This window comes from Pseudomonas sp. FP2254, assembly GCF_030687695.1.
In the GTDB taxonomy this organism is placed as follows: Bacteria; Pseudomonadota; Gammaproteobacteria; order Pseudomonadales; family Pseudomonadaceae; genus Aquipseudomonas; species Aquipseudomonas quebecensis.
This window is the reverse complement of sequence record NZ_CP117444.1, coordinates 3,244,947-3,268,405: the sequence shown is the minus strand read 5'-3', so window position 1 is coordinate 3,268,405 and position 23,459 is coordinate 3,244,947. Positions and strand designations below refer to the sequence as shown.

Genomic DNA, 23,459 nt, shown 5'->3' with positions numbered 1-23,459 from the left:
CGCGTGGGCAGACTATTCAGTATCGGGTGCCGATGAATCTCAGATTATCAATGCCAGTCAGTTGCCGGGCGCGCTTGCCATTGCTGCTGGCGGTAGTTTGGGTCTTGGTCACCGGCTGCAGCCAGCAGCAGGGTCACGATATCACCCGGCAATTAAGCAACGGCAAACCCGATGAGTTTTTTCAGACCAGTGTCGATCGCATGGCCACGTTGAGCATGCGTGACAACCTGCAAAGCCTTTATTTGCTGATGGGCAAGCTGTATCTGCGCAACCCCAACCAATGGCGGCAGTCGGGCTACCCGGACGCGGTGAGCGCCGAGCGGGAAATTCGCCAGGCCATCGAACAGCGTCGTCCACTGGCGGCCCTGGGCGAGCGCCGCGACCTGGTGGCGCTGAGTTATTCCCTGAGTCCGGAGTTCAAGGGCGATCGTGTCGGTGCGTTCATCTATGCGATCGGCAGCATGATCGTGACGGCTCACGGCGGGCGCACGGAGTTCTACCTGACCGATTCGATCAACCCGCAGTTCGTCAGCAACGCTGCACGCAATATCGAGAAGGCCACCTGGCTGCTTAGCCAGCGCCAGGATGCCAATGGCGTTTTACTGCTATTTTCCAACGAAATATCGGAGGAGGGCAGCAACCTCAGTTTTGCGGTGGAGTTCGGCAAGATCGTGGCGCGTCTCGACTTGCTTACCCAAATGCTTGATGAACGCTACCGACGTATCGGCCTGAACTATGCACAAAGTCTGCTGTTGATGAACTTTCTGCCCGTGCAATGAGCCGACTGCCGCACTGCCTGGTGCGGTGTTTCCCTTTCCCCTGTAGGAAGCGGCCTATCTTGCCTGCCGGTGCTTGAAACACCCTGGCCTGGGCAATAGCCTCGGACTTTTCCGAAAAAACGAGGCCCTACCTTGGGTAAGCGAAAAACGGTTTGGCCTACTGATCGTGAAATACGCCTGCGCTTCATGCTCTTTGCGTTGATCGATGCCGCGACGGTGGAGGGTGTGCCTGCCGATGTGTTGCTGCCGGCCCACAGGTTACTGCGCGATTCGCCGAACGAGGCGCAACTGCTGGGGGCGCTCAAGGACATACTCGGCACTGACGAGATGGCAGGCTTCAGGTTTGCGCCGGGCTCGGAGGCCGACGAGTTGATGCAGACCCTGACGGTGTCCACTCCCTAGTTTTCCTGGGCCCAGGGCCGGGAAAAAGCGGCCTGGCGCGTCTTCAACCGGGAGCTATCATGACAGTTCGTCGACCTGTGTTTAAAGCATTGGGCGACTGAGCCGATGCAGTGATGAAAACCCTCAGTGGACGCCAACATGTTTAATCGACGCTTGAAGAAGGACCTTCTGGACCAGGACGATGAACTCTTCCTGCTACGTCAACTCGTCGCGCAGAGTGACCGAGGCATGATTTCCATACGCTTGGATGCCGACTTTCGCATCGCAGCCGTCAATGAGGGCTTTGCACGGGCCCTCGGCTATTCCCGCGAACAAGTCGAGGGGCGCTTGTTGAATGAGATAGTCCCTGCCTACGTCAAGGATCTACCCTGCTTTCGTAACTTCAACGCCGCGGTCGCGCGCTGTGAACCGGTCAACGATGATTACCGCTACCTGCGCAGCGATGGCAGCCTGGCCTGGTTCCACCTGACCTGGCTGCCCATTAAAGGGCGCGATGGCCAGCTGTCATATGTTCAGGCCTATGGTGCCGAAGTCACCCGCGCCATCGAAATCGGTAAGGAAAACGAAGCGTTCATCAACGCGCTGCTGCGCTCGACGGCGGTGATTCAGTTCAAGCTGGATGGCACCGTGGTCACTGCCAATAAACAATTTCTCGACGCCATGGGCTACACGCTCGAGCAGATCGTGGGCAAGAAGCACAGCATGTTCTGTACCCCGCAGGAGGCCGCGTCGCCCGCATACAGCCAATTCTGGCAGACGCTTAATCGCGGGGAATATGTCGCCAGTCGCTTCAAGCGCGTGGACAGCCGCGGGCATGAAGTGTGGCTCGAAGCTACCTATAACCCCGTGCACGATGCCGAAGGCAACCTGTGCAAAGTGGTCAAGTTTGCCAGTGTGGTGACCGACCAGGTCTTGAGGGAATCCGAGGTCAAGGAAGCCGCAGGAGTGGCCTATGAAGTGTCACAGCAGACCGATGTGACCGCCGAACGTGGGGCGGCGGTCGTGCAGAACACCGTGCAGACCATGCAGAACATCGCCGCGCAGATGCAGTCGGCGACCAGCAGCATCGAGGCGCTGGGCAAGCAATCGCTGCTGATCAGCGCCATCGTGCAAACCATCGGTGGCATCGCCGCGCAAACCAATCTGCTGGCGCTCAACGCGGCGATTGAGGCTGCGCGGGCGGGCGAACAGGGGCGGGGGTTTGCGGTGGTCGCCGATGAGGTCCGGCAACTGGCCAGTCGTACCAGTGCCGCGACCGAAGAGATCGTCAGCGTGGTTCAGCAGAACCAGCGGCTGGCCGATGAAGCCATCGCCGAGATGTTCAGCAGCCGCGAACAGGCCGAGCAGGGCCTGACCCTTGCCAACCAGGCCGGTGCGGTGATTACTGAGATTCAGGGCGGCGCCAAGCAAGTGGTCAGTGCGGTGGGCCGTTTCGCTAACGAGCTGCAATAACCGCCAGCACCCTGCTGGCGGTGTTCTACAGCCGGGCCTGCCTGCCCGGCTGACGGTTTTCAGTCATCCAGGCTGAACGTCAGCCAATGCGCGCCTTCGGCTTCCCGATTGATCTCGACGATCACCCCTTTGATTTCCCGTCCGTTGGGCAGCGTCACCGTGACGTGATTGGCGTGCCCCGGCCATTGCAGCGGGCCTTCCACTTCCAGGCGCGCAATGGTCGGCGTACCTTGCTCCGTCAGTCTGATAGTCACCGATGGGTTGGGGCATTCCTCCGGTTCGGCGCCGAGATGGCGCGATGCCAGGAGTACATCGGCAGTACCTTCGTGTGTCAGCGACATGGGCGTTTCCTTTTCAATGCAACGCGATGAGTTAGGCAGTGGACCTCAACCAAGGCGTAGAGGTTTCGTCGGTGTTGTGGCCCCAAGCCTACGACGCCGTCCGATGTGAGCGTGGGAGGGCTCCGGTTGGTCACTTAGGCGTGACTTGCCGGGTGCCGCTGCCTTCCCAACACTGCCAGCGTGCTCGGCCACGCCGTTCACGCCCCCGAACTCCAAGGATTACCCATGCTGTCGCGTCAACCTGCGTTTCTTTTTGCTGCACTGACCCTGACTTCCTTTGCGCATGCCGATGCGCTGCAATTGGCGCCGGTCGAAGTCACCGGCGGTGAGCCCAGCGCTGGCGAAGTGGCCCGGGCGCAATTGCGCGACGTGCCTGGCGGCACTCATTACATTGACATGGACAGCGTGCAGCAGGGCCGGGTCAGCACCAACGAAGATGTGTTCAAGTACCAGGCCGGGGTGTATGCCAAGGCGGCCAACAACGAAGGGGTCAAGCTGTCTATACGCGGCTCGGGCCTCAATCGCGGCCCCGGCGCCCATGCCTCCGGCCTCTACGAAATGTTCGACGGCCTGCCACTGACCGGCCCCGGCGGCACACCTTACGAGCTCAAGGACCCGCTATGGCAAAGCCGGGTTGAAGTGCTGCGCGGCGCCAATGGCTTCGACCAGGGCGCGCTGGCGCTGGGCGGCGCGGTCAACTATGTGACCCGCACCGGCTACGACGCGCCCAAGCTGCAATTGCGCTATGAGCTGGGCAGTCGCGGCTATGGCCAGCGCGAGATCAGTTCCGGCCAGGTCTCGGGCGATGCCGATTACTACATCAGCCTCACCGATTCCGAGTCCGATGGCTATCAGCACCAGAGTGCCGGCTCGGGCAAGGGGGTTGCCGCCAACTTCGGCTACCGGTTCAACCCGGACCTGGAAACGCGTTTCTACCTGCGTTATCGCGAAACCACTAACGACACCCCCGGCAAACTCACGCGCAATCAGATCAGCCATGATCCCGAGGCAGCCAATACGCTCAATGTCGCTCGCGACTCCAAGCGCCTGCAACCCGGCTCCACCTGGCTGGCCAACAAGACCACCTTGCAGTTGGATGACAACAGTCGGCTCGAAGCAGGCCTGGCCTACCACGATTACCCGATGGACCTGCGCGAAGGCACCAATCGCCTGAAAGTGGCCTATACCGATATCAGCGGCACCCTCAATTACATCCGCCAGGACACGCTGTTCGGCCACGACAGCAAAACCACGGTCGGCCTGCGCACCACCCAGGCGATGCCCAACAACGGCACGTCGGAATACGTGCGTACGCCGGCCGGCAATACCGCCTCCTACGCGCCCGGCACCAAGACCCGCGACTACAGCTACCTGGGCTCCGACACCGTACTGCACGTAGGCAACGACCTGGAATTGATGCCGGACTTGTGGCTGACCACCGGTCTGGCGGCGATTTACACCCGTCGCGAAACCGAAGTGACCTACCCGGATACCGGCACGCCGGTCAGTCAGCACGATTGGGACTACGCGCCGCGCATCGGCCTGCGTTACGACTTCACACCGCAGTTGCAGGTGTACGGCAACCTGAGCCGCTCGGTCGAGCCGCCGCACGCATGGTCGATGATTTGGGGTTCCAATAAATATTTCCCCCAAGGCAGCGGCCCGGCCACGGGCCTGCAACGCGAAGGCGTAAAACTGAAAAACCAGACCGCCACCACCCTGGAAATCGGTGGGCGCGGCGAGCAGTGGTTTGGTGAATGGGACCTGGCGCTGTACCGCTCCCAAGTGCGCCACGAGTTGCTCAGTGTAGAGACGCAGGCGCAAACACCGACCAGCAATGCCGTGATCGCCGAATCCAACGCCAGCCCCACCGTGCACCAGGGGCTGGAACTGAACCTGCTCAGCCCGCTGTGGGACGGCGGCCGCAACGGCCGGCTCGCCCTGCGCCAGGCTTACACGTTCAGCGACTTTCACTACCGTGACGACGACCGTTTCGGCGACAACACGTTGCCGGGCATCCCCAGGCATTATTACCAGGCACAACTGCGCTACAGCCACCCGGCAGGCTTTTACAGCAGCCTCAACACCGAGCGTTCGTCGCGGGTAGCGGTGGACTATGCCAATTCCTATTACGCCGCGTCATACACCATCCTGGGTGCAACCCTCGGCTACGACGCCCCCAAGGGCGACTGGCAGGCCTGGGTCGATCTGCGCAATCTGACCAATCGACGCTACGCCAACACCGTTACGCCGGGCTATGACGACCAAGGTTTGGATATGGCGCGCTCTACGCCGGCGCAGGGGCGCGGCGTCTACACAGGTGTGTCGTGGAGCTGGCGTTGAGCCACAGCAGTCTGATCCACATGCCCAGCGCGCATCACAAAAAGCGCGTGATCGTTCTGGGCAGCGAGCTTCCCTGCGCTTAAAGCGTCAGTGCTGGCGCAGACGTTTGTACAAGGTATTGCGGCTTACTCCCAGTTCCCGCGCCAAATGGGAAATGTTCCCGCCAGCGGCTTTCAGGCGTTGGTTCAGGTCGCCACTGTCTTCCAGCCCGTCATTGGCCGGCGGTGGCGCTGCCCGGCCCAAGTCGACAAAAAAGTCGTCCGGCAAATGCTCCGCGCGGATCGGCTGTTCTTCAGCCATCGCCAGCGCCACCTGCAGCACACTGCTGACCTGGCGCAGGTTACCTGGCCAGGGGTGTTGCTCGAACAGGGCCAGCACCTCGGCGCTCAAACCGGCCCATTGCGTCGGCTCGCGATGCCGTTGCCACAGTTGCTGGAACAGCGCCTGTTTGTCGTGACGTTCACGCAGCGGTGGCAGTTCCAGGGTCAGGCCACCGATGCGGTAGTACAAATCTTCACGAAAGCGCCCGACCTGTACCAGCTCGCGCAAGGCCCGGTTGGTGGCGGAGATGATGCGCAGATCCACCGGGAACACGTCGCTGCTGCCCACCGGTTGCACGCAGCGCTCCTGCAACACCCTCAGCAGCCGCGCCTGAGTCGGCAGCGGCATGTCGCCGATTTCGTCGAGAAACAGTGTGCCTTTGTCGGCCTTGCGAATCAGGCCGATGCTGCCTTTCTGATTGGCGCCGGTGAACGCGCCCTTTTCGTAGCCGAACAGTTCCGATTCCACCAACTCGGCGGGAATGGCCGCACAGTTCACCGCGATAAACGCCTGGCGGCTGCGGGAACTGGCCTGGTGCAGGGCTTTGACGAATACTTCTTTACCCACCCCGGTTTCGCCGTGGATCAGCAGGGGAATGTCTTTTTCCAGCAGGCGCTCGGCCTGGCGCACGGCTTTTTCCACGCGTGGGTCGCCGAAATGCAGGGTATTAAGCCCGATTGACGCCGGTGGCGGGGGCGCGGGTGGTTCGCTGGTCTTGGGCTCGGTAAACACGCGAGCCTGCACCGGCTGCTGGAGGGGGCGCTTGAGCAGGCACTGGAAGCGGTTGCGCCCGGCCGCCTGCAACGAAAACGGCAAGCCTTCGGGCTGGTTGAGCAACTCCAGCAACGACACCTTGAACAGGCTGTCGATCATCACCCGCGACAAACTGATGCCCAGCAGGTTGTCGGCGCGACGGTTGGCCGACAGTACCTGGCCGCTTTCATCGAAAATCAGCAGCCCCGCCCATTGGCTGTCGAGGTTGCTCAATCCGGTGTTGAAGGTCAGCTGGAAGTGCTCGCCGCGAAACAGGTTGAGAATCAACCGGTTCTCCACGGTCTGGCTCATCATCTTGACCATGCCGAGGGTATGGGAGGGCGGCAGGTAGCTGTCGCTGGACACATCCAGCACGGCGATGATTTCGCGCTGGGCATCGAAGATCGGCGCCGCCGAGCCGGTCATGAAGCGGTTGGCCTTGAGGAAGTGCTCGTCATGCTCGATATGCACCGCCTGGGCACAGGCCAGCGCGGTGCCGATGGCGTTGGTACCGCTGGCGCGTTCCAGCCAGCTGGCGCCGGCGCTGAAACCACGGGCGAGCTTGGGTTCGATAAAACGCTGGGTGCCCCATGACGTCAGGACCTGGCCCTGGTTATCGGCCAGCATGATCAGGCAGTTGGAATTGCTGAGGATATTTTCGTAGTAGGGCAGTACTTCCTGGTGAGTGGTCTGCACCAGGGAGTGCTGGCTCTCCAGCAGTTGGCTGATGCCCTCGGCGGGCAACTGGTCAAAGCTGGGCGTACTTTGGTGGTCCAGGCCAAAGGCGCGGCAACGGCGCCAGGAGTCCTGGATGATGGTGTCGTGAGCCAAGGGTTCGGCCATGGGGTGACCTTCTTTTTATTGTTTTGGGGTCTTGCACGATCTACCTGACGCCACCGGGCCACCTTGGACCTGTGTGTTGAACAGTCAGTCGGGTTCAAAGAGTGTTGTTCAGAACTGTTCACTGTCAACCCCCAAGCTGTTCACTTGTTCAGCCAAATTGTTCACTCCTGAACATCACCTTGAGGCCATTTGCTTGTGAATCAAGCACCTGCATTTTTGGCACGAAACTCGCTCTGACGAATGGCCAGATTCATTCCAATAATAAAAAGGTCGTGTCATGTCATTGACCCTGGAACATGTCTCCCGCGTTGTAGAAGGCCAGACTTGGATCGACGACGCCAACCTGCGTTTCGAGCCGGGTTCGTTCAATGTTCTGCTTGGCCGGACGCTGTCCGGCAAGACCAGCCTGATGCGCCTGATGGCCGGCCTGGACAAGCCCGACAGCGGCCGCATCCTGATGAACGGCGCGGACGTCACCCATAAACCGGTGCGCCTGCGCAACGTGTCGATGGTCTATCAGCAGTTCATCAACTACCCGACCATGACCGTGTTCGAGAACATCGCCTCGCCCTTGCGCCAGGCCGGCGTGAGCGACGAGCTGATCCAAAGCAAGGTGCTGGAAACCGCCCGGATGCTGCGCATCGAGAAATTCCTGCAACGGCACCCGCTGGAGTTGTCCGGTGGGCAACAACAGCGCACCGCTATGGCGCGCGCCTTGGTAAAGGACGCCGAGCTGATCCTGTTCGATGAGCCGCTAGTGAACCTGGACTACAAACTGCGCGAAGAGCTGCGTCAGGAAATGCGCGAGCTGTTCGCCGCGCGTCACACCATCGCCATCTACGCCACCACCGAGCCTAATGAAGCGCTGGCGCTGGGTGGCACCACCACCATCCTTCATGAAGGCCGGGTGATCCAGAGCGGCAAGGCCGCCGAGGTGTATCACCAGCCGCAAACGGTGCTGGCCGCCGAGCTGTTTTCCGAACCGCCGATCAACTTGATGCCCGGGCGGATCAGCGGCAACGAAGTCAGCTTCGCCAACTTTGTGCACTTCCCGCTGAATGTCGACCTGCGCCCCATTGGTGAGGGCGAGTTCCGCTTCGGTGTGCGCCCCAGCCACATCAGCCTGGTGCCGAGCAACGACGACGACCTGGAGTTGGCCGTGACCGTGGAGGTGGCTGAGATCAGCGGCTCGGAGACCTTCCTGCATGTGCGCAGCGAGCACTTTCTGCTGGTGCTGCACTTGCCGGGAGTGCACGAGTACGATGTCGACGCGCCGATCCGCGTGTATATCCCCACCCATAAACTGTTTGTGTTCGATGGCCAGGGCCGTTTGGTCCAGGCCCCCGGGCGCCGTGTCGCGAGGGTTGCCTGATGGCCGAGATCCATTTGCAGAACCTGGCGCACAGCTACAGCCCTACGCCCAAAGGGCCTGAAGACTACGCTATCCGGGAAATGAACCATGTGTGGGAGCAGGGCGGCGCCTACGCGTTGCTCGGCCCATCGGGCTGCGGCAAGTCGACCCTGCTCAATATCATCTCCGGGTTGCTCAGCCCGTCCGAAGGCCAGGTGCTGTTCGACACCCAAGTGGTCAACGACCTGACTCCGGAGAAACGCAACATTGCCCAGGTGTTCCAGTTCCCGGTGGTCTACGACACCATGACGGTATTCGACAACCTGGCCTTCCCGTTGCGCAACCAGGGCATGGCCGAGGCGAAAATTCATAGCAAAGTGCAGGAAATTGCTGAAGTCCTCGACCTGCAAAACCTGCTGAATAAAAAAGCCCGCAACCTCACCGCCGACGAAAAGCAGAAAGTCTCCATGGGCCGTGGCCTGGTGCGTGACGACGTGTCGGCGATCCTGTTCGACGAACCGCTGACGGTGATCGACCCGCACCTGAAGTGGAAACTGCGGCGCAAGCTCAAGCAGATCCACGAGCAGTTCAATATCACCATGGTCTACGTCACCCACGACCAGTTGGAAGCGTCGACCTTCGCCGACAAGATCGCGGTGATGTACGGCGGGCAGATCGTGCAGTTCGGCACACCACGTGAGTTATTCGAACGGCCCAGCCACACCTTTGTCGGCTATTTCATCGGCAGCCCTGGGATGAATCTGATTGAGGTGCAGGCCGAGGCGGGCGGTGTACGCTTTGCCGGCACGCACCTGCCGCTGTCCGGCGCATTGCAGCAACGCATTGCCGAGTCGAACTGCCAAAAGCTCCAGGTAGGTATTCGTCCGGAATTTATCCATGTATGGGACGAGTACAACCCTGACGCCCTGCAAGCCGATATCACTCATCTGGAAGACCTCGGCACCTACAAGATCATGACCCTCAACCTCGACGGTGCGACGCTTAAGGTGCGCCTGGCCGAAGACAAACCGGTGCCGCAACGCCAGGCGTCCATCAGTTTTCCCGCGCAATGGCTGATGCTCTATGCCGACGATTACCTGCTGGAGGTGCAGCCATGAACAAGGTGCAGAACAACAAAGCCTGGTGGCTGGTACTGCCGGTGTTCCTGCTGGTAGCGTTCAGTGCGGTGATCCCGATGATGACCGTGGTCAACTACTCGGTGCAGGACATTTTCGACCAGTCCAGCCGCTACTTCGTCGGCGCCGACTGGTACAAGCAAGTACTGCTCGACCCGCGCCTGCACGACTCGCTGCTGCGCCAGTTCATCTATTCGGCCTGCGTGCTGCTGATCGAAATCCCCCTGGGCATCGCCATCGCCCTGACCATGCCGACCAAGGGCCGGTGGTCGTCGCTGGTGTTGATTATTCTGGCGATCCCGTTGCTGATTCCCTGGAACGTAGTGGGCACCATCTGGCAGATCTTCGGCCGCGCCGACATCGGCCTGCTGGGCTCGACCCTCAACGCCCTGGGCATCAACTACAACTACGCGGCCAACACCATGGACGCCTGGGTCACGGTGCTGGTGATGGACGTATGGCACTGGACCTCATTGGTGGCGCTGCTGTGTTATTCCGGCCTACGGGCGATTCCGGATGTGTACTACCAGGCCGCACGTATCGATCGGGCCTCAGCCTGGGCGGTTTTCCGGCATATCCAGTTGCCCAAGATGAAGGGCGTGCTGCTGATCGCGGTAATGCTGCGCTTTATGGACAGCTTCATGATCTACACCGAACCCTTCGTACTGACCGGCGGCGGGCCAGGTAACGCCACCACGTTTCTGAGTCAGACCTTGACCCAGATGGCCGTAGGTCAATTCGACCTGGGCCCGGCGGCGGCGTTTTCTCTGGTGTACTTCCTGATCATCCTGTTGGTGTCCTGGCTGTTCTACACCGCCATGACCCACTCCGACGCCAACCGCTGAGGCCGCCAACATGAGCAAACGCAAGCTGATTCCGCTGCTGGTGTACATCCTGTTCCTGCTGGTGCCGATCTACTGGCTGCTGAACATGTCCTTCAAGAGCAACACAGAAATCCTCGGTGGGCTGACCCTGTTTCCGCAGGATTTCACCCTGGCTAACTACAAGGTGATCTTCACCGACCCGAGCTGGTACACCGGTTACCTCAACTCGCTGTACTACGTGAGCCTGAACACAGTGATTTCCCTGAGCGTGGCGTTGCCAGCAGCCTATGCCTTCTCGCGCTATCGCTTCCTGGGCGACAAGCACCTGTTCTTCTGGCTGCTGACCAACCGCATGGCGCCGCCGGCGGTATTTCTGTTGCCGTTTTTCCAGCTGTATTCGTCCATTGGCCTGTTCGATACGCACATCGCCGTGGCGCTGGCCCATTGCCTGTTCAACGTGCCGTTGGCGGTGTGGATTCTGGAAGGTTTTATGTCCGGCGTGCCCAAGGAAATCGACGAAACCGCCTACATCGACGGCTACTCGTTTCCTAAGTTCTTCGTGAAAATCTTTGTTCCGCTAATCGGCTCCGGCATCGGGGTGACGGCATTTTTCTGCTTTATGTTTTCCTGGGTCGAGCTGCTGCTGGCGCGCACCCTCACGTCGGTCAATGCCAAGCCCATTGCGGCGGTGATGACCCGCACCGTTTCGGCCTCCGGTATCGACTGGGGCGTGCTGGCAGCGGCGGGGGTGCTGACTATCCTGCCGGGCATGCTGGTGATCTGGTTTGTTCGTAACCACGTGGCCAAGGGCTTTGCCCTGGGCCGGGTCTAGAGGATTCGATGATGGAATGGATGGCCTGGACCACCCCCACCGCGCTGTTCTTCGGCGGCATCGCCCTGATTCTGGCGGGCATGACCACTTGGGAGCTGCGCTCGCCGAGCATCCCTCGACGCGGTTTTCTGCCGATCAGCACCACCCGTGGTGATCGCTTGTTTATCGGTCTTCTCGGCAGCGCCTACCTGCATTTGCTGGTGATCGGCGTTACCGACTGGAGCATCTGGGTAGCGTCCGCGCTGTCCCTGGTATGGCTGTTGAGTGTGATGCGCTGGGGCTGATGCCCTTATGAAATAAACAACCAGGAGGTCTCTATGTTGAATAAGAACAATAAGCTGCGACATAGCATTTCATTGGCCGCCGTACTGGCCCTGAGCGGTTTGAGCGCGTCGGCCTGGGCCGATGCCTACGAAGATGCCGCGAAAAAATGGATCGGCAGCGAGTTCAAACCGTCCACCCTCACCGAAGCCCAGCAGCTCGAAGAGTTGAAGTGGTTTATCAAGGCCGCAGAGCCGTTCCGTGGGATGAAGATCAACGTGGTGTCGGAAACCCTCACCACCCACGAGTACGAATCCAAGGTGCTGGCCAAGGCCTTCAGTGAGATTACCGGCATCAAGCTGACCCACGACCTGCTGCAGGAAGGCGACGTGGTGGAAAAACTGCAGACCCAGATGCAGTCCGACAAGAACATCTACGACGGCTGGGTTAACGATTCCGACTTGATCGGTACCCACGTTCGCTACGGCAAGACCGAGTCGATCACCGACCTGATGGCCAACGAAGGCAAGGACTTCACCTCGCCGACCCTGGACCTCAAGGACTTTATCGGCCTGTCGTTCACCACCGGCCCGGACGGCAAGCTCTACCAATTGCCCGACCAGCAGTTCGCCAACCTCTACTGGTTCCGTGCCGACTGGTTCGAGCGTCCGGAGCTGAAAGCCAAGTTCAAGGAAAAGTACGGCTATGAACTCGGTGTGCCGGTGAACTGGTCGGCCTACGAAGACATCGCCAAATTCTTCAGCGAAGACGTCAAGGAAATCGACGGCAAGCGCATCTATGGGCACATGGACTACGGCAAGAAAGACCCGTCCCTGGGGTGGCGTTTCACCGACGCCTGGTTCTCCATGGCCGGCGGCGGCGACAAAGGCCTGCCAAACGGCTTGCCGGTGGACGAGTGGGGCATTCGCGTGGAGGACTGCCACCCGGTGGGTTCCAGTGTCACCCGTGGCGGCGACACCAACGGCCCGGCGGCGGTATTCGCCACCCAGAAATACGTGGACTGGATGAAAGCCTACGCGCCGCCGGAAGCGGCGGGCATGACCTTCTCCGAATCCGGCCCGGTGCCGTCCCAGGGCAATATCGCCCAGCAGATCTTCTGGTACACCGCGTTTACCGCCGACATGACCAAACCGGGCCTGCCGGTGGTAAATGCCGATGGCACGCCGAAATGGCGCATGGCGCCGTCGCCGGTAGGGCCTTACTGGGAAAAGGGCATGAAAAAGGGCTATCAGGACGTAGGTTCCTGGACGTTCCTCAAGTCCACTCCCGAGAAGCAGAAACTGGCGGCCTGGCTCTATGCGCAGTTCGTCACCTCGAAAACCGTGTCACTGAAAAAAACCATCGTCGGCCTGACGCCGATTCGCGAGTCCGACATCAACTCCCAGGCCATGACCGACATGGCGCCGAAACTGGGCGGCCTGGTGGAGTTCTACCGCAGCCCGGCCCGCGTGGAGTGGACCCCGACCGGTACCAACGTGCCGGACTACCCACGCCTGGCGCAGCTGTGGTGGAGCAATATCGCCGCCGCCGCCAGCGGCGAGAAAACCCCGCAGCAGGCGTTGGACAACCTGGCCAAGGAACAGGACGCGATCATGACGCGCCTGGAACGTTCCAAGGTGCAACCGGTGTGCGGCCCGAAAATGAACCCCGAGCGCGACGCGCAATACTGGTTCGACCAGCCGGGCGCACCCAAGCCGAAACTGGCCAACGAAAAGCCCAAGGGCGAAACTGTCGGCTACAACGACCTGCTTAAACAATGGGAGGCGGCGCGCAAGTAAGCGCCCTTTGTAGTGAGCGGGCTTGCCCCACGCTGGGCTGCGTATCAGCCCTTCTTAAGGCACCTCGGTGTGTCAGATGGAACACATCGCCTGAAAAGGGGCTGCTTCGCAGCCCAGCGCGGGACAAGCCCGCTCGCCACAGAAAGCCCATCCACCCCATAAGCCCTGCCAAGCCATGCAGGCCCACTGCGCGCCAAATCAATCGACCGCTGGTCCAGCCCATCTGAACCCAATTTGAATTTTCTGCACACTCCGACGCTCTGCATTCTAGACACGCGTGTTTCAACGCGCTCACGGGGCCGCCTTGTCGGCAGGCCTGGTTGTTTAGGACTTTGCGGACACTGCCATCATGACGTTCCTCACTGCGCTCTCAGGCCAGCCGGCCTCGATGCTTCTTTCGGCTCACGGTCGTTATCAACACCTGTATCAGCAGTTGTACAGCGAAGTCGAGGGCGCCGAAGAGGTCGCGCGCGACTTCGTGCAGGCGCAATTGACCCTGGCGCGCGAGCTGCCCGGCGATCTGCCCGAAGTGCCTGAACATCTTACGGCGTGGGTGGAGCAGCGCTGCGCCGAAGTCGCCCAGGCCTACGCCGAGTACCTGGAACAACGCCAGCAAGGTCGGCCCCGGCGCTTTTTCCAGAACAAGGCCCATGCCTTGTATTGCCTGCAGCGCGTAGCACCGACCAAACAGGTCGACGGCGCCTGGTTGTACGGGCTGCTGGCCCACTGGCACGACCCGCGTTTCGACGGCTTGCTCACCACCTACCTGGAAGAGTTGGGCGACGGTCAGGCCGCGCAAAATCATGTGGTGATCTACCGCAAGCTGCTCAGCGATCACGACGCCGCCAGCGAAGCCGGCCTGGACGACGACCATTACCTGCAAGGCGCTCTGCAAATGGCGCTGGGCCTGTGCGGCGAGGACTTCCTGCCGGAAATCATCGGCTACAACCTTGGCTACGAACAGTTGCCCCTGCACCTGCTCATCACCTCGTATGAGCTGAGCGAGCTGGGCATCGACCCTTATTACTTCACCCTGCATGTAACCATCGACAATGCCAGCACCGGCCACGCCTGCAAGGCGGCGCAATCGGTGATCGATCTATTACCGCTGGGCGAGGGCAGGGCGGACTTTTACCGACGTGTCGCCGAGGGCTATCGCCTCAATGACCTGGGCCCGGGCACCAACGCCGTCATCGACGGCCTCAACCTGCATGACGAAGTGGTGGCCATGCTGGAGCGCAAGCGCACGTTCGGCCAGCACATGCATTCGGATTACTGCCGCTTCGAAGGCAAGACCGTCAACCAGTGGCTGGCCAAGCCCGGGCAGATCGGCGCATTTCTCCAGGCTCTGGAAGACAAGGGCTGGATCAAACGCAATCAGGACCCAACCGAGAGCCGTTTCTGGCAACTGATCGAAGGCGCCGGCGCGGCGATGTTCGGCGTGTTCAGCGGTTATGAAAAGCAGGTGCTGCACGACTGGATCGCCGGTGACTGGATCAGCGCCGAGCGTGTCCCGGCGGTGCGGCCTGGACGCGGCAGACCCTTGGCCCGCGACTCGCACCGTCCAACGGACCCGGACACTCAGTCCCTGGTCGAATCGCTGAGCAACCTGACCGATGAACAGCAGCTCACGGCGCTGATTCCCTGGCTGTCGGCCCGCCGCCATTGCACCCCTGCGGGGCTGTATGCCACGCGGCGCTTTATCCAACTGCGTGCGCGCCTGCGCTAAGGAACCCGCTTATGTCCGCACAACAACTCGCCGACCGCGCCTTGCTGGACCTGGGCCGAGGGTTGAAACACGACGGCTATCACTTCATCACCCCCACGCCGCTGACCCATGACCGCGTCTATCGTCGCCTCGCGACCCCGCAGGCGATGAACCTGCGCGACGTGTTCGGCTGGTCGATGCCGTTCGACCGCGACCTGTTGCCTGACAGCGTGCGCGAAGCGTTGCAGCATGCCGACGTGGTCGAAGAGCACGATTCGCTGTGGCGCAGTACGGTGCGCTGGTCGAGCCTGGATGATCTGTTGATCGCCCATTCGGCGTACCCCACCACCCAATCGGACGCGGTATTTTTCGGCCCGGACAGCTACCGCTTCGCGCAACTGATCGAGGCCCACCTGCAACAGCGTTTCGAGCCGATCAAACGCGCGGTAGACATAGGTTGCGGCGCCGGCGTCGGCGCGCTGGTGATCGCCCGGGCGCGCCACGACGCCGAAGTGCTCGCGGTGGACATCAATCCCCGCGCCCTGCGCCTGACTGCCGTGAACGCGGAGCTGGCCGGCCTGGGCAACGTCAGCGCCTATCACAGTAATGTGCTGGACAGCGTCGAAGGCGAATTCGACCTGATTGTCGCCAACCCGCCCTATATGAACGACGACCGCCAGCGCGCCTACCGGCACGGCGGCGGTGCCCTGGGCGAGCAACTGTCGGTGCGGATTGTCAGCGAGGCCCTCGGTCGCCTGGCGGTGGGCGGCACCCTGGTGCTGTACACCGGTGCGGCGATTGTCGCCGGTGAGGACCCCTTCCTCGCCGCAGTCAAGCCGTTGCTCGGCAGCGATGCCTACGGCTGGACCTACCGCGAACTGGACCCGGACGTGTTCGGCGAGGAGTTGGAAAAACCGGGTTACGAGCGCGTGGAGCGGATTGCCGTGGTCGCATTGGCAGTGACCCGTTTGCGCTGAGGCCGGCTTAGCAACTCTCGGCCCGCCCATCGCCGACGAAGCGTTTAGCCAGAAAACCATACAGCACGTAACCGAACGCCAGCACCAACATCGCGCCAAACACCGCCTCTGCGCCGCAGGCGTGGATCGCATACAGCGAATACGCCGTAGCCACTAGCACCGCCAGCGTATTGCGTACCTGCACGGCTTCCTTGTGCATCATCACCATCAGCCCGGTGAGGGCGGTGACGTAGGGCGCCAGGTTGGTCACCACCGCCAGGCTGACCAATTTGCTGAACTGCGCTGAGGCGGTGGTCGAGATCGTCGACAAGGCGATCAGGCTTTGCAGCGCGGCGCAGGCCAACAGGCCCAGGAGTGGCGCGTTGGCTTGGGTGATCCGGCTGAAAAAACGCGGAAACATGCGTTGATCCGCCGACATCTTGGCCGTCTGGGCCAGGGTGAACTGCCAGCCCACCAATGAACCGATACAGGCCACCACCGCCAGCGCGATGATCACGTTGCCGACCCACGGCGCGAACATCTGGGCATACACCACCGCGAAGGGCGCGGAGGCGTGCGCCAGTTCGGCGTTTGGCACGATGCCCTGGATCACAGCTCATCTTTTTGCCTGGCGTGGTCATCGAGTACTCCGTTGAGCCTGTGGGCCGGTATGACCGTCAGCAATAGCGCGGATTCAGGCGTTTGTCTCGCTCGGGCGACCAGGTGCCAGCGCCTGATGCGGCAGCAACGTCATCACATCGCAGAACAACGCACGCTTTTGCCAGTCGTTGCGGTCGCCGATCACGTACAAGCGACGCTTGGCCCGGGTGGCGGCCACGTTCAGCAGGTTCGGCTCGCTGACCACCCAGTCCCGCGCACCGGCGTTTTCGCTGCTGCCGCCTAGCACCATGATCACCACGGGTGCCTCCTTTCCCTGCATGGTGTGAATGGTGCCGTAGAGCATTTTGCGCGGCAGCAGCTCTTTAAGGCGATCACGCACCGCCTGGAAGGGCGTGACTACGGCAATGTCGGCGATCTTCACTCCGTCCTGGCGCAGCATCGCCAACAGGCGCATCAGGGCATCGCCTTCGGCCGCAACCCAGTTGCCGGATGAAGGGCCATGGGCTTCGACCCAGCCGGTGGCCAGGCTGGCCGGTGTTTCTTTGGCCGGGGAGGGCGGCACGGTGCCGAAGACCATGGCGCCGTCGTAGGCGATGCGGTTCGCCAGCGCGTACATCGGACGGTCGCAGCGACGATGCACCACCAGCGGCAAGCCGACCCAGCGCTTGGCCTGCGGCGGCCCCATCATTCGGCCCCAGCGGGTGGCTTCGTCGGCCAGGGTTTGCGCAGACTGGCGCGTCGGCAGCCAGTATTCGTCGACGCCGTAGCGGGTGCGCATATGTTCCAGCACCGCTTCCGACACGGTGACGATTGGCTTGAGTTGCAGCGGATCGCCCACCAGCACGGCGCGGCGTGCGCGCCATAGAGCACCGACCGCCGCTTGCGGGGTGGCCTGGCCGGCTTCGTCCACCAGCAGCCAGCCTATTTCACCGACGCCCAGGGAGCCGAACGAGCGCGCGAACGAGGCAAAGGTGCTGCTCAACACCGGCACGAGCATAAATAACGACGCCCAGCTCGAACGGATCGCCGCGCGCGAGACGCCCTGGAAGCGCCCGCCCTGTAACACACGGTTGATGAAATACAGATTGGCGCGAACGCGCTTGGCTTCCAGCTCGAAGAAGCATTGGTGCAACTTCAGGGCCTGGATAAACACTCGGGCGCGGGCCTGGCGCCAACCTTTTATCGACCACGGTTCAATCAGCTCAATGGCCTCGCCGCGTCCGATAATGCCGTGGCGCAGCCAGGCCAGCAGGTGCTCTGCCTTGCACGCCTTGGCCAGGGTGGTGATTTGCTCGATCTGCTGGCGCTGACGCTCGCGCAAACCTCCCAGAGCCTGCTGGTGTTCCGCGCTCAGGTTATTGAGCGCCTTGCTCTCGCCGGTCAGGCGCGCGGCGCTGCGTTTGACCTGTTCAAAGCTATCCTCGGCCAGGGTGTGCCGGCTGCGGATAACACCTTGTACTTCATTCCAACGTCGCTGCGTGCCCCACAGGCTCAGGAGGTTGGCAAAGAACCCGGGCTTGGCCGCCAGATGCTGCTGCACCTCGTTCAGGCTGTGTTGCAGAGCGTCATGGGCGGGCTTGAACTCGCGCTCGTCGAGTTGCGCGATACGCGCATCGGTCTCTTTGATCGTGTGGGTCAAGCGCTTGAGTGCTTCCTCTTGCTCAACGATTTGCGCGCGCAACGCGCTGACAGTCTGCAAATGGTCGTTGATGCGCTGGGCATCGGCGCTCAAGTGTTCGGCGTGAGCCTTGGCCGCCTGATAATCCGCCACTGCCTGCTGCCAGGTGCTCAGGCGTTGCGCGGAGGTGCGGCTGATATCGGCCTGGGTTCCGAGCCAGCCGAGGAAGCCACGGCGCGCCTGATCTGGGCTGTCTTCGCCGGGCTCGTCTTCTTCTTCCTGGTCGTCGTCCAGTTCCTCGGCCTCCAAGGCCGACAGCCAGTCGTGCGCCTGTTCTTCGAGGTCGCTGGCCTTGGGTTTGCGTGGTGGCTGGCCGTAGAAGTAGCGGCTGATAAAGGTGCGGCGCCGCGCCTTGCTGCCCAGCGCTGCGGAGATCAGGCCCCAGGCGGGTTTGCCGCTGACCAGTTCACCCAGTTCGCCGAAATAGTCAGCATCCGGCAGCCAACTGGGGTCGATCTTGTCGCGCTGCGGCAGCTCCAAGGTGACGTTCTCGACGGCGCCGTTATTGGACGATGCGATCACCATCTCAAAGCCGAACAATGCCGGGTTGAGCGCATGCACCGTTTGGAAGTCCGTGCCGTCGCTCACCCGTTCGGGCGTGCCGTCGACAAAAGCGGCAGACGCGCGGGGCAGTGTGGCAAGGGCATCGGCGCGCTGGGTGACCACGGCGGCCAGCAGATCGCGCAACAGGGTGGTTTTGCCGGTGCCGGGCGGGCCGTTGATGCCCAGCACCCCTTCGCCATCGCTCAAGGTATGCAGCAGGGTATTCACCGCCAATTGCTGGGAATGCACCAGCCCCAGGTGATGCTCGGCCGGCCAGCAGCCCAACGGGTAGTGCTTGGGCGCCAGACGCTCGATTAACGCCAGGGACGCATCGTCATCGTCGACGTGCAAGCGCTGTTCCGGGGCATGTCGCGCCAGGTACTGCGCCAGCGGTGCGCTGGTGATGCCATTGCGCAGGCTGTCCGCCACGTCGGCCAAGTCGGCGAGCAGAAAGCTGTTGAGCGGGTCGTCTTCCTGGGCTGGGTTCTTGATTTTGATGGGCGTGGAGCGCCAGCGGTGGTTGTAGCGCTCAGGGGCGCTGAAGAAGTCGTCCAGGCCGAGGAAATTTCGAATCTTCTCGGTCAGCTCGACCAACATCGCCGCATCGACTGGGCCGCCCATCAGCGACTTGATGTCCTCGCGCAGATAGTTTTGCTCCTCGTCGAAGCCGCGGGTCCAATCCCTGTTTGCCAGGGCGCGGCCGAGGAACCAGGCTTCGCTGGAGAGCACCAGACTGTCTTGCACCATCAGGCCCTGCTCGGTGAACTTCAGCGCGAAAAGCGCGGATTCGCGGGTTTTCGGCGGCTCTTTGTAGCCTTGGTCGGCACCGTACAGCTGCTTAAGGCTTTCGGCCACCCGGCGGCTGTCATACAGGTGGGCGAAGAGGGTGTGGCTCCAGACCCGGTCTTTAGGTTTTTGCTGGCCGTGCGCCGGGCTGCCGGCAGCCCATGGCATCACCGGACGCGCCGCATTGCAGTCATGCAGGAACGATGCAAACAGACTGTCGCGCTTTTCGATTTTGGGGGCCGACTGCGGTTGCAGCAGCTCCACGGCGTGCCAGTAGCGGGTAATGCTTTCTCGGGTCATCAATCTCAATCCTTTGCGTAAAACGCCGGTTCATCCCGGTTCGGCGCGTATTGCGGGGGGCTTTAAGCCAGCTGGGGCAACAGGTTCAAGTGACCGTCTACCTCGCTGGCCAGGCCGCTGGCCAAAAACAATGGCGCCAGGCGTTTGTGCAGTTGCGGCTCGACAAATTCTTTTACCGTATCGAGGGCCAACACGCCGCTCGCGGGCAGCTCTGCCTTGGTATACGACAACCAGGCCTTTTTCAATGCCTGCAACACATCGCTGCCCGCCGTTGAAGCAAAGCGGCGATGCGTGGGTTTACCGTCGAAACCGAAGGTGTGCTGGAACTCATAGCCGTTTTCGTCGCCACCACTGGCCGTGCAACGAATGCAGGTGCACGGGCCGTCGCCAAATGCGCTGCGCAGGTAAGCGTTAAACTCCACCACCGGTTTGAGTGACAGGCGCTTATCGACCTCGAACAGGTCTCCGGTCATTTTTTCGTCAGTGTTCAACGTCCGTTTCCTCGCAGTGGCATGGCAGCTTTTCAAAGCGCCGCACAATAACAGCCGGGGGCGGGTTTGGGCACTATTTGCGCTCGCGGGTGGATGAGTTGCGATAGAACGACAGCATCGCCAGCAATTGAACGGCCACCGTCGCGCCCACCATCGCCATGATCGTGTGGCCGGGGTCGTCGAAGACGGAGCGGATCAACCCGGAAAACGCCGGCGCACAGGCGTAAGTGGCCTGGCTGACGGCCACCATCAGGGCGATGACCTTGGCAGTGTGCGCGCGATTGAATTCAACCTGTGCAATCAGCGGCGGCAGCGAAGTCGCATTGCCGATGCCCGAGCCGATCAGCAGCACGGCGGCCCATGCGAATGCCGGATGCAGGTCCAGACCCAGCAGCATCAAGGTCCCCAGCAACTGCACCGCGTACCCCAGGCAAGCGAGGTGGCGACGGTTGAAGCCGCCGATCATCAAATGGGCGGCAACGTAGCGACCGCCCATTGCACTGGCGGTGGCCAGCGCCATGGCCACGGAGGCTTCATGACTGCCCAGACGTGTGCTGAGCAGGGAATACAAATGCGCGATCAGGCCGATCTGGGCGAACAGGCCCAGTGACATGCCGGCGGCCAACGAGCGGAACGAACCTGACCTGAACGCCTGTGCGGTGGTCCAGGGCGAATCGGCCTGGGAGACGCTCACCGGTTCCGCCTGGGCTTGGTTATCCGGATGTTGCCCGAGATCACGCGGCGTCCGGTTGAAGACCCGCAGCGAGAACCCGGCGATGACGACCACGGCGACCAGGCTCACCATCAGCGCAGCCACGGCAAAGCCGAAGCGCTCGATCAGCACGACCCACAACGGCGAAAAAATCACCCCGCCCAGGCTGGCGCCGTTGTAAGCCTTACCAAAGGCTTTTGGCCGCTCCTTGACGTACCAGGGCGCGATCAAAGTGTTCACCGCAGTGGCGCCCAGGGTCACCCAGCCGATACCCGAGCAGATCGCGCCCAGGTACAGCACCTGCACGGTGTCGGCCCGGGCCCAGATATTCACACCGATGCCCAGCATCGCGCAGCCCGCGAGTGTGATCGCCGGCACGCCGAACCGTGCGTACAGGCGGGGCAGATTGGCAATCACCAGCGTGCCGCTGAGGAAGTGCAGGGTGACGGCGCCCGACACTTGAGCGATTGGCCAGCCCGTGCGCTCCATCACCGCCTGCAGATAAATCGGCGGGCCGTAAAAGCCGATGCCCCATCCGAGCATCGCCAGAATGAATGTGCACCTGAGCACGGTGTGTCCGAAAAAATGCTTGTCACGCATGGCTATCTCCTTTTGGTGGACGCACAGGCTATGCTTGCGCCCTGTCGTTCACTTCGAGGAGCATCGAACAATGGATGTTGAGCAGTCCGAGCTGCGACTGGCCAGTGTCGCCGCCGCCATCGCCGACCCCGCCAGGGCGCGTATGCTCTGCTGCCTGCTGGACGGCCGCGCGCGCACGGCGACCGAATTGGCGGTAGTGGCGCAAAAGAGCCCGTCGACCGCCTCCAGCCATTTCCAGAAACTGCTGGAACAGGGGCTGGTGACCCTGGTCACTCAAGGCAAGCATCGCTACTTTCAATTGGTCAGTGCCGATGTCGCCAGGGCGCTGGAAGGCTTGCTTTCAATCAGCTCATTCGACGCGCCGGCCTTCAAACCCTCGACGCCTTGCCACCTGCGCCACGCTCGCAGTTGCTACGACCACCTGGCCGGAGAACTTGGCGTCCAAGTGCACGATGCGTTGTTGCGCAAGCAGTGGATGTGCCTGCAGGACAGCGGATATCAACTGACCGCCACAGGCACCGAACGGCTGACGGCGCTGGCGCTGCAGGCAGTTCCGGACAGCTCGGCGCGCCGCCGATTTGCTTATCCCTGCCTGGACTGGAGCCAGCGTTGCTCGCACCTGGGCGGTGCGTTGGGCGCGCAGTTGCTGACGCATATGCTGCATGACCGCTGGCTGATGCGCACGCTCGATACCCGCGCGTTAACGCTCACCCCCAAAGGCCGCAAGCGCCTGGCTGCTGTATTTGATATTTCATCCTGACGCTGGAATCAGCGGAAAAACTCCCCCGGCGTGGCATCGAACTGCTGGCGAAACGCATTGATGAACGCCGATGTCGATTCATACCCGCTGGCCAGCGCCACGTCCGTGACCCGTTCGCCATGTTCGAGGGCGGGCAGGGCGCTGAGCAGGCGCAGGCGTTGGCGCCAGGCGCGGAAAGTCAGGCCGGTATCGCGCAGGAACAGGCGGCTGAGGGTTTTTTCACTGACCCCCAGTTTGTCGCTCCATTGCCCCAGGGTGGTCTGCTGTTCCGGGCGCTGGTTGAGGCTGCGGTAGATCTGGCGCAGGCGCGGGTCCATCGGCAGCGGCAGCATCAGGTCGACCTGCGGCGCGGCGGCGAGTTGGTCGAGGATCACCTGGGCCAGGCGTCCGTCGGGGCCGTCCTCGGCGTATTCCACCGGCAGTTCGCTGAAGCGGCGGATCAGCTCGCGCAGCAGGTTGCTCACCTCCAGTACGTGACAATGCCCGGCCGCCCATGGGGTGACGCTGCAATCGAGGTACAGGCTGCGCATCTCGGTGTGGGGCGTGCTGTACACCCGGTGCGGCATGCCCGCCGGAATCCACACGGCCCGCTGTGGCGGCGCGACGAAGCGGCCGGCGCTGGTCTGGATCTCCAGCACCCCGGAAATCGCGTAGGACAATTGCACCCACGGGTGACTGTGGCGACGGGTCAACGCGCGATTGGGCAGCGATTCGGTGCGCCCGTACACCGGCCGTGGCAGGCTGGAAAGCCCCGGAATGCTACGGCGCACGGTGTTGGCATGTCCTTTAGGCGGCATTTACTGGCTCGTTGGCGTTAGTCGGTAACAAGGCGTTACGTTAGAGTCGCGGTGACGCTCTTGGCAACCC

Annotated in this window: 19 protein-coding genes and 2 pseudogenes; 14 read left to right on the top strand and 7 right to left on the bottom strand. The window is 61.9% G+C overall.

Annotation, left to right across the window (positions count from 1 at the left end; genetic code table 11):
* Positions 1-50 precede the first annotated feature (50 nt).
* The 4 genes and pseudogenes from PSH94_RS14915 to PSH94_RS26155 all read left to right on the top strand — a co-directional run bounded on the left by PSH94_RS14915 (position 51) and on the right by PSH94_RS26155 (position 2,633).
* Positions 51-779, top strand: a complete 729-nt coding sequence (locus tag PSH94_RS14915) for a hypothetical protein (protein WP_370694731.1) — start codon at positions 51-53, stop codon at positions 777-779.
* A 132-nt stretch (positions 780-911) separates the two neighbouring features.
* Entirely contained in the window at positions 912-1,181 is a 270-nt protein-coding gene (locus tag PSH94_RS14910; RefSeq protein WP_181076734.1) for a hypothetical protein, read from the top strand.
* A 138-nt stretch (positions 1,182-1,319) separates the two neighbouring features.
* Positions 1,320-2,036 (top strand): annotated as a pseudogene (locus PSH94_RS26160) (PAS domain-containing protein); the annotation flags it as partial.
* Positions 2,028-2,633 (top strand): methyl-accepting chemotaxis protein, encoded by a 606-nt coding sequence (locus PSH94_RS26155; protein ID WP_370694779.1) that lies wholly within the window; start codon positions 2,028-2,030, stop codon positions 2,631-2,633. The pseudogene PSH94_RS26160 and the gene PSH94_RS26155, both read left to right, overlap by 9 nt.
* Before the next feature lie 59 nt (positions 2,634-2,692).
* On the opposite strand, the gene PSH94_RS14900 is transcribed toward PSH94_RS26155, so the two are convergent.
* Positions 2,693-2,974: a hypothetical protein gene (locus tag PSH94_RS14900; protein ID WP_305435040.1), complete on the bottom strand. Its 282-nt coding sequence runs from the start codon at positions 2,972-2,974 to the stop codon at positions 2,693-2,695.
* A 225-nt stretch (positions 2,975-3,199) separates the two neighbouring features.
* Here PSH94_RS14900 and PSH94_RS14895 point away from each other — a divergent pair, with 225 nt between their 5' ends.
* Positions 3,200-5,317, top strand: a complete 2,118-nt coding sequence (locus PSH94_RS14895) for a TonB-dependent receptor domain-containing protein (RefSeq protein ID WP_305435039.1) — start codon at positions 3,200-3,202, stop codon at positions 5,315-5,317.
* A gap of 87 nt (positions 5,318-5,404) precedes the next feature.
* On the opposite strand, the gene PSH94_RS14890 is transcribed toward PSH94_RS14895, so the two are convergent.
* Positions 5,405-7,234: a sigma-54-dependent Fis family transcriptional regulator gene (locus PSH94_RS14890; RefSeq protein ID WP_181076740.1), complete on the bottom strand. Its 1,830-nt coding sequence runs from the start codon at positions 7,232-7,234 to the stop codon at positions 5,405-5,407.
* A 277-nt stretch (positions 7,235-7,511) separates the two neighbouring features.
* Between PSH94_RS14890 and PSH94_RS14885 the strand changes: the two genes are divergently transcribed.
* The 8 genes from PSH94_RS14885 to PSH94_RS14850 all read left to right on the top strand — a co-directional run bounded on the left by PSH94_RS14885 (position 7,512) and on the right by PSH94_RS14850 (position 16,122).
* On the top strand, positions 7,512-8,606 hold the full coding sequence (locus PSH94_RS14885; RefSeq protein WP_181076741.1) for an ABC transporter ATP-binding protein: 1,095 nt from the start codon (positions 7,512-7,514) through the stop codon (positions 8,604-8,606).
* On the top strand, positions 8,606-9,703 hold the full coding sequence (locus tag PSH94_RS14880) for an ABC transporter ATP-binding protein (RefSeq protein WP_181076742.1): 1,098 nt from the start codon (positions 8,606-8,608) through the stop codon (positions 9,701-9,703). Before PSH94_RS14885 ends, PSH94_RS14880 begins: the two co-directional genes overlap by 1 nt.
* Positions 9,700-10,566, top strand: coding sequence for a carbohydrate ABC transporter permease (locus tag PSH94_RS14875; protein WP_305435037.1), 867 nt, complete (start codon positions 9,700-9,702; stop codon positions 10,564-10,566). The genes PSH94_RS14880 and PSH94_RS14875 overlap by 4 nt, the downstream gene beginning before the upstream one ends.
* A 10-nt stretch (positions 10,567-10,576) precedes the next feature.
* A complete protein-coding gene (locus tag PSH94_RS14870) occupies positions 10,577-11,377 on the top strand; it encodes a carbohydrate ABC transporter permease (protein WP_181076743.1) in 801 nt (266 codons plus the stop codon).
* Positions 11,378-11,388: 11 nt separating this feature from the next.
* Complete coding sequence (locus PSH94_RS14865; protein ID WP_003232363.1) at positions 11,389-11,661, top strand: DUF2160 domain-containing protein; 273 nt, start codon at positions 11,389-11,391, stop codon at positions 11,659-11,661.
* Positions 11,662-11,694: 33 nt separating this feature from the next.
* The gene (locus PSH94_RS14860; RefSeq protein WP_034114134.1) at positions 11,695-13,437 is read left to right on the top strand and encodes an ABC transporter substrate-binding protein; all 1,743 of its coding nucleotides are present in this window, start codon (positions 11,695-11,697) and stop codon (positions 13,435-13,437) included.
* Positions 13,438-13,786: 349 nt separating this feature from the next.
* Complete coding sequence (locus PSH94_RS14855; protein ID WP_305435035.1) at positions 13,787-15,166, top strand: iron-containing redox enzyme family protein; 1,380 nt, start codon at positions 13,787-13,789, stop codon at positions 15,164-15,166.
* Positions 15,167-15,177: 11 nt separating this feature from the next.
* Positions 15,178-16,122 (top strand): class I SAM-dependent methyltransferase, encoded by a 945-nt coding sequence (locus PSH94_RS14850; RefSeq protein ID WP_305435034.1) that lies wholly within the window; start codon positions 15,178-15,180, stop codon positions 16,120-16,122.
* Positions 16,123-16,129: 7 nt separating this feature from the next.
* Here the strand turns inward: PSH94_RS14850 and PSH94_RS14845 are convergent.
* The 4 genes and pseudogenes from PSH94_RS14845 to PSH94_RS14830 form a co-directional block, all read right to left on the bottom strand.
* Positions 16,130-16,714: pseudogene (locus PSH94_RS14845) on the bottom strand (amino acid permease); the annotation flags it as partial.
* A gap of 81 nt (positions 16,715-16,795) precedes the next feature.
* Positions 16,796-20,029, bottom strand: coding sequence for an AAA domain-containing protein (locus tag PSH94_RS14840; protein WP_305435032.1), 3,234 nt, complete (start codon positions 20,027-20,029; stop codon positions 16,796-16,798).
* 62 nt (positions 20,030-20,091) lie between these two features.
* Complete coding sequence (locus tag PSH94_RS14835; protein ID WP_305435030.1) at positions 20,092-20,520, bottom strand: hypothetical protein; 429 nt, start codon at positions 20,518-20,520, stop codon at positions 20,092-20,094.
* 73 nt (positions 20,521-20,593) lie between these two features.
* Positions 20,594-21,832, bottom strand: coding sequence for an MFS transporter (locus PSH94_RS14830; protein WP_305435029.1), 1,239 nt, complete (start codon positions 21,830-21,832; stop codon positions 20,594-20,596).
* Between the two features lie 70 nt (positions 21,833-21,902).
* Here PSH94_RS14830 and PSH94_RS14825 point away from each other — a divergent pair, with 70 nt between their 5' ends.
* Entirely contained in the window at positions 21,903-22,592 is a 690-nt protein-coding gene (locus tag PSH94_RS14825) for a helix-turn-helix domain-containing protein (RefSeq protein ID WP_305435028.1), read from the top strand.
* 8 nt (positions 22,593-22,600) lie between these two features.
* On the opposite strand, the gene PSH94_RS14820 is transcribed toward PSH94_RS14825, so the two are convergent.
* Complete coding sequence (locus tag PSH94_RS14820) at positions 22,601-23,389, bottom strand: helix-turn-helix domain-containing protein (RefSeq protein ID WP_181076755.1); 789 nt, start codon at positions 23,387-23,389, stop codon at positions 22,601-22,603.
* Positions 23,390-23,459 lie beyond the last annotated feature (70 nt).

Excerpts from the sequence above, each read along its gene's own strand:
- PSH94_RS14840 (WP_305435032.1), bottom strand. The coding sequence starts at position 20,029 with ATGACCCGAGAAAGCATTACCCGCTACTGGCACGCCGTGGAGCTGCTG.
- PSH94_RS14890 (WP_181076740.1), bottom strand. The coding sequence starts at position 7,234 with ATGGCCGAACCCTTGGCTCACGACACCATCATCCAGGACTCCTGGCGC.
- PSH94_RS14860 (WP_034114134.1), top strand. The coding sequence starts at position 11,695 with ATGTTGAATAAGAACAATAAGCTGCGACATAGCATTTCATTGGCCGCC.
- PSH94_RS14825 (WP_305435028.1), top strand. The coding sequence starts at position 21,903 with ATGGATGTTGAGCAGTCCGAGCTGCGACTGGCCAGTGTCGCCGCCGCC.
- PSH94_RS14875 (WP_305435037.1), top strand. The coding sequence starts at position 9,700 with ATGAACAAGGTGCAGAACAACAAAGCCTGGTGGCTGGTACTGCCGGTG.
- PSH94_RS14895 (WP_305435039.1), top strand. The coding sequence starts at position 3,200 with ATGCTGTCGCGTCAACCTGCGTTTCTTTTTGCTGCACTGACCCTGACT.
- PSH94_RS14820 (WP_181076755.1), bottom strand. The coding sequence starts at position 23,389 with ATGCCGCCTAAAGGACATGCCAACACCGTGCGCCGTAGCATTCCGGGG.
- PSH94_RS14850 (WP_305435034.1), top strand. The coding sequence starts at position 15,178 with ATGTCCGCACAACAACTCGCCGACCGCGCCTTGCTGGACCTGGGCCGA.
- PSH94_RS14870 (WP_181076743.1), top strand. The coding sequence starts at position 10,577 with ATGAGCAAACGCAAGCTGATTCCGCTGCTGGTGTACATCCTGTTCCTG.
- PSH94_RS14880 (WP_181076742.1), top strand. The coding sequence starts at position 8,606 with ATGGCCGAGATCCATTTGCAGAACCTGGCGCACAGCTACAGCCCTACG.
- PSH94_RS14855 (WP_305435035.1), top strand. The coding sequence starts at position 13,787 with ATGACGTTCCTCACTGCGCTCTCAGGCCAGCCGGCCTCGATGCTTCTT.
- PSH94_RS14885 (WP_181076741.1), top strand. The coding sequence starts at position 7,512 with ATGTCATTGACCCTGGAACATGTCTCCCGCGTTGTAGAAGGCCAGACT.
- PSH94_RS14915 (WP_370694731.1), top strand. The coding sequence starts at position 51 with ATGCCAGTCAGTTGCCGGGCGCGCTTGCCATTGCTGCTGGCGGTAGTT.
- PSH94_RS14900 (WP_305435040.1), bottom strand. The coding sequence starts at position 2,974 with ATGTCGCTGACACACGAAGGTACTGCCGATGTACTCCTGGCATCGCGC.
- PSH94_RS14865 (WP_003232363.1), top strand. The coding sequence starts at position 11,389 with ATGGAATGGATGGCCTGGACCACCCCCACCGCGCTGTTCTTCGGCGGC.
- PSH94_RS14830 (WP_305435029.1), bottom strand. The coding sequence starts at position 21,832 with ATGCGTGACAAGCATTTTTTCGGACACACCGTGCTCAGGTGCACATTC.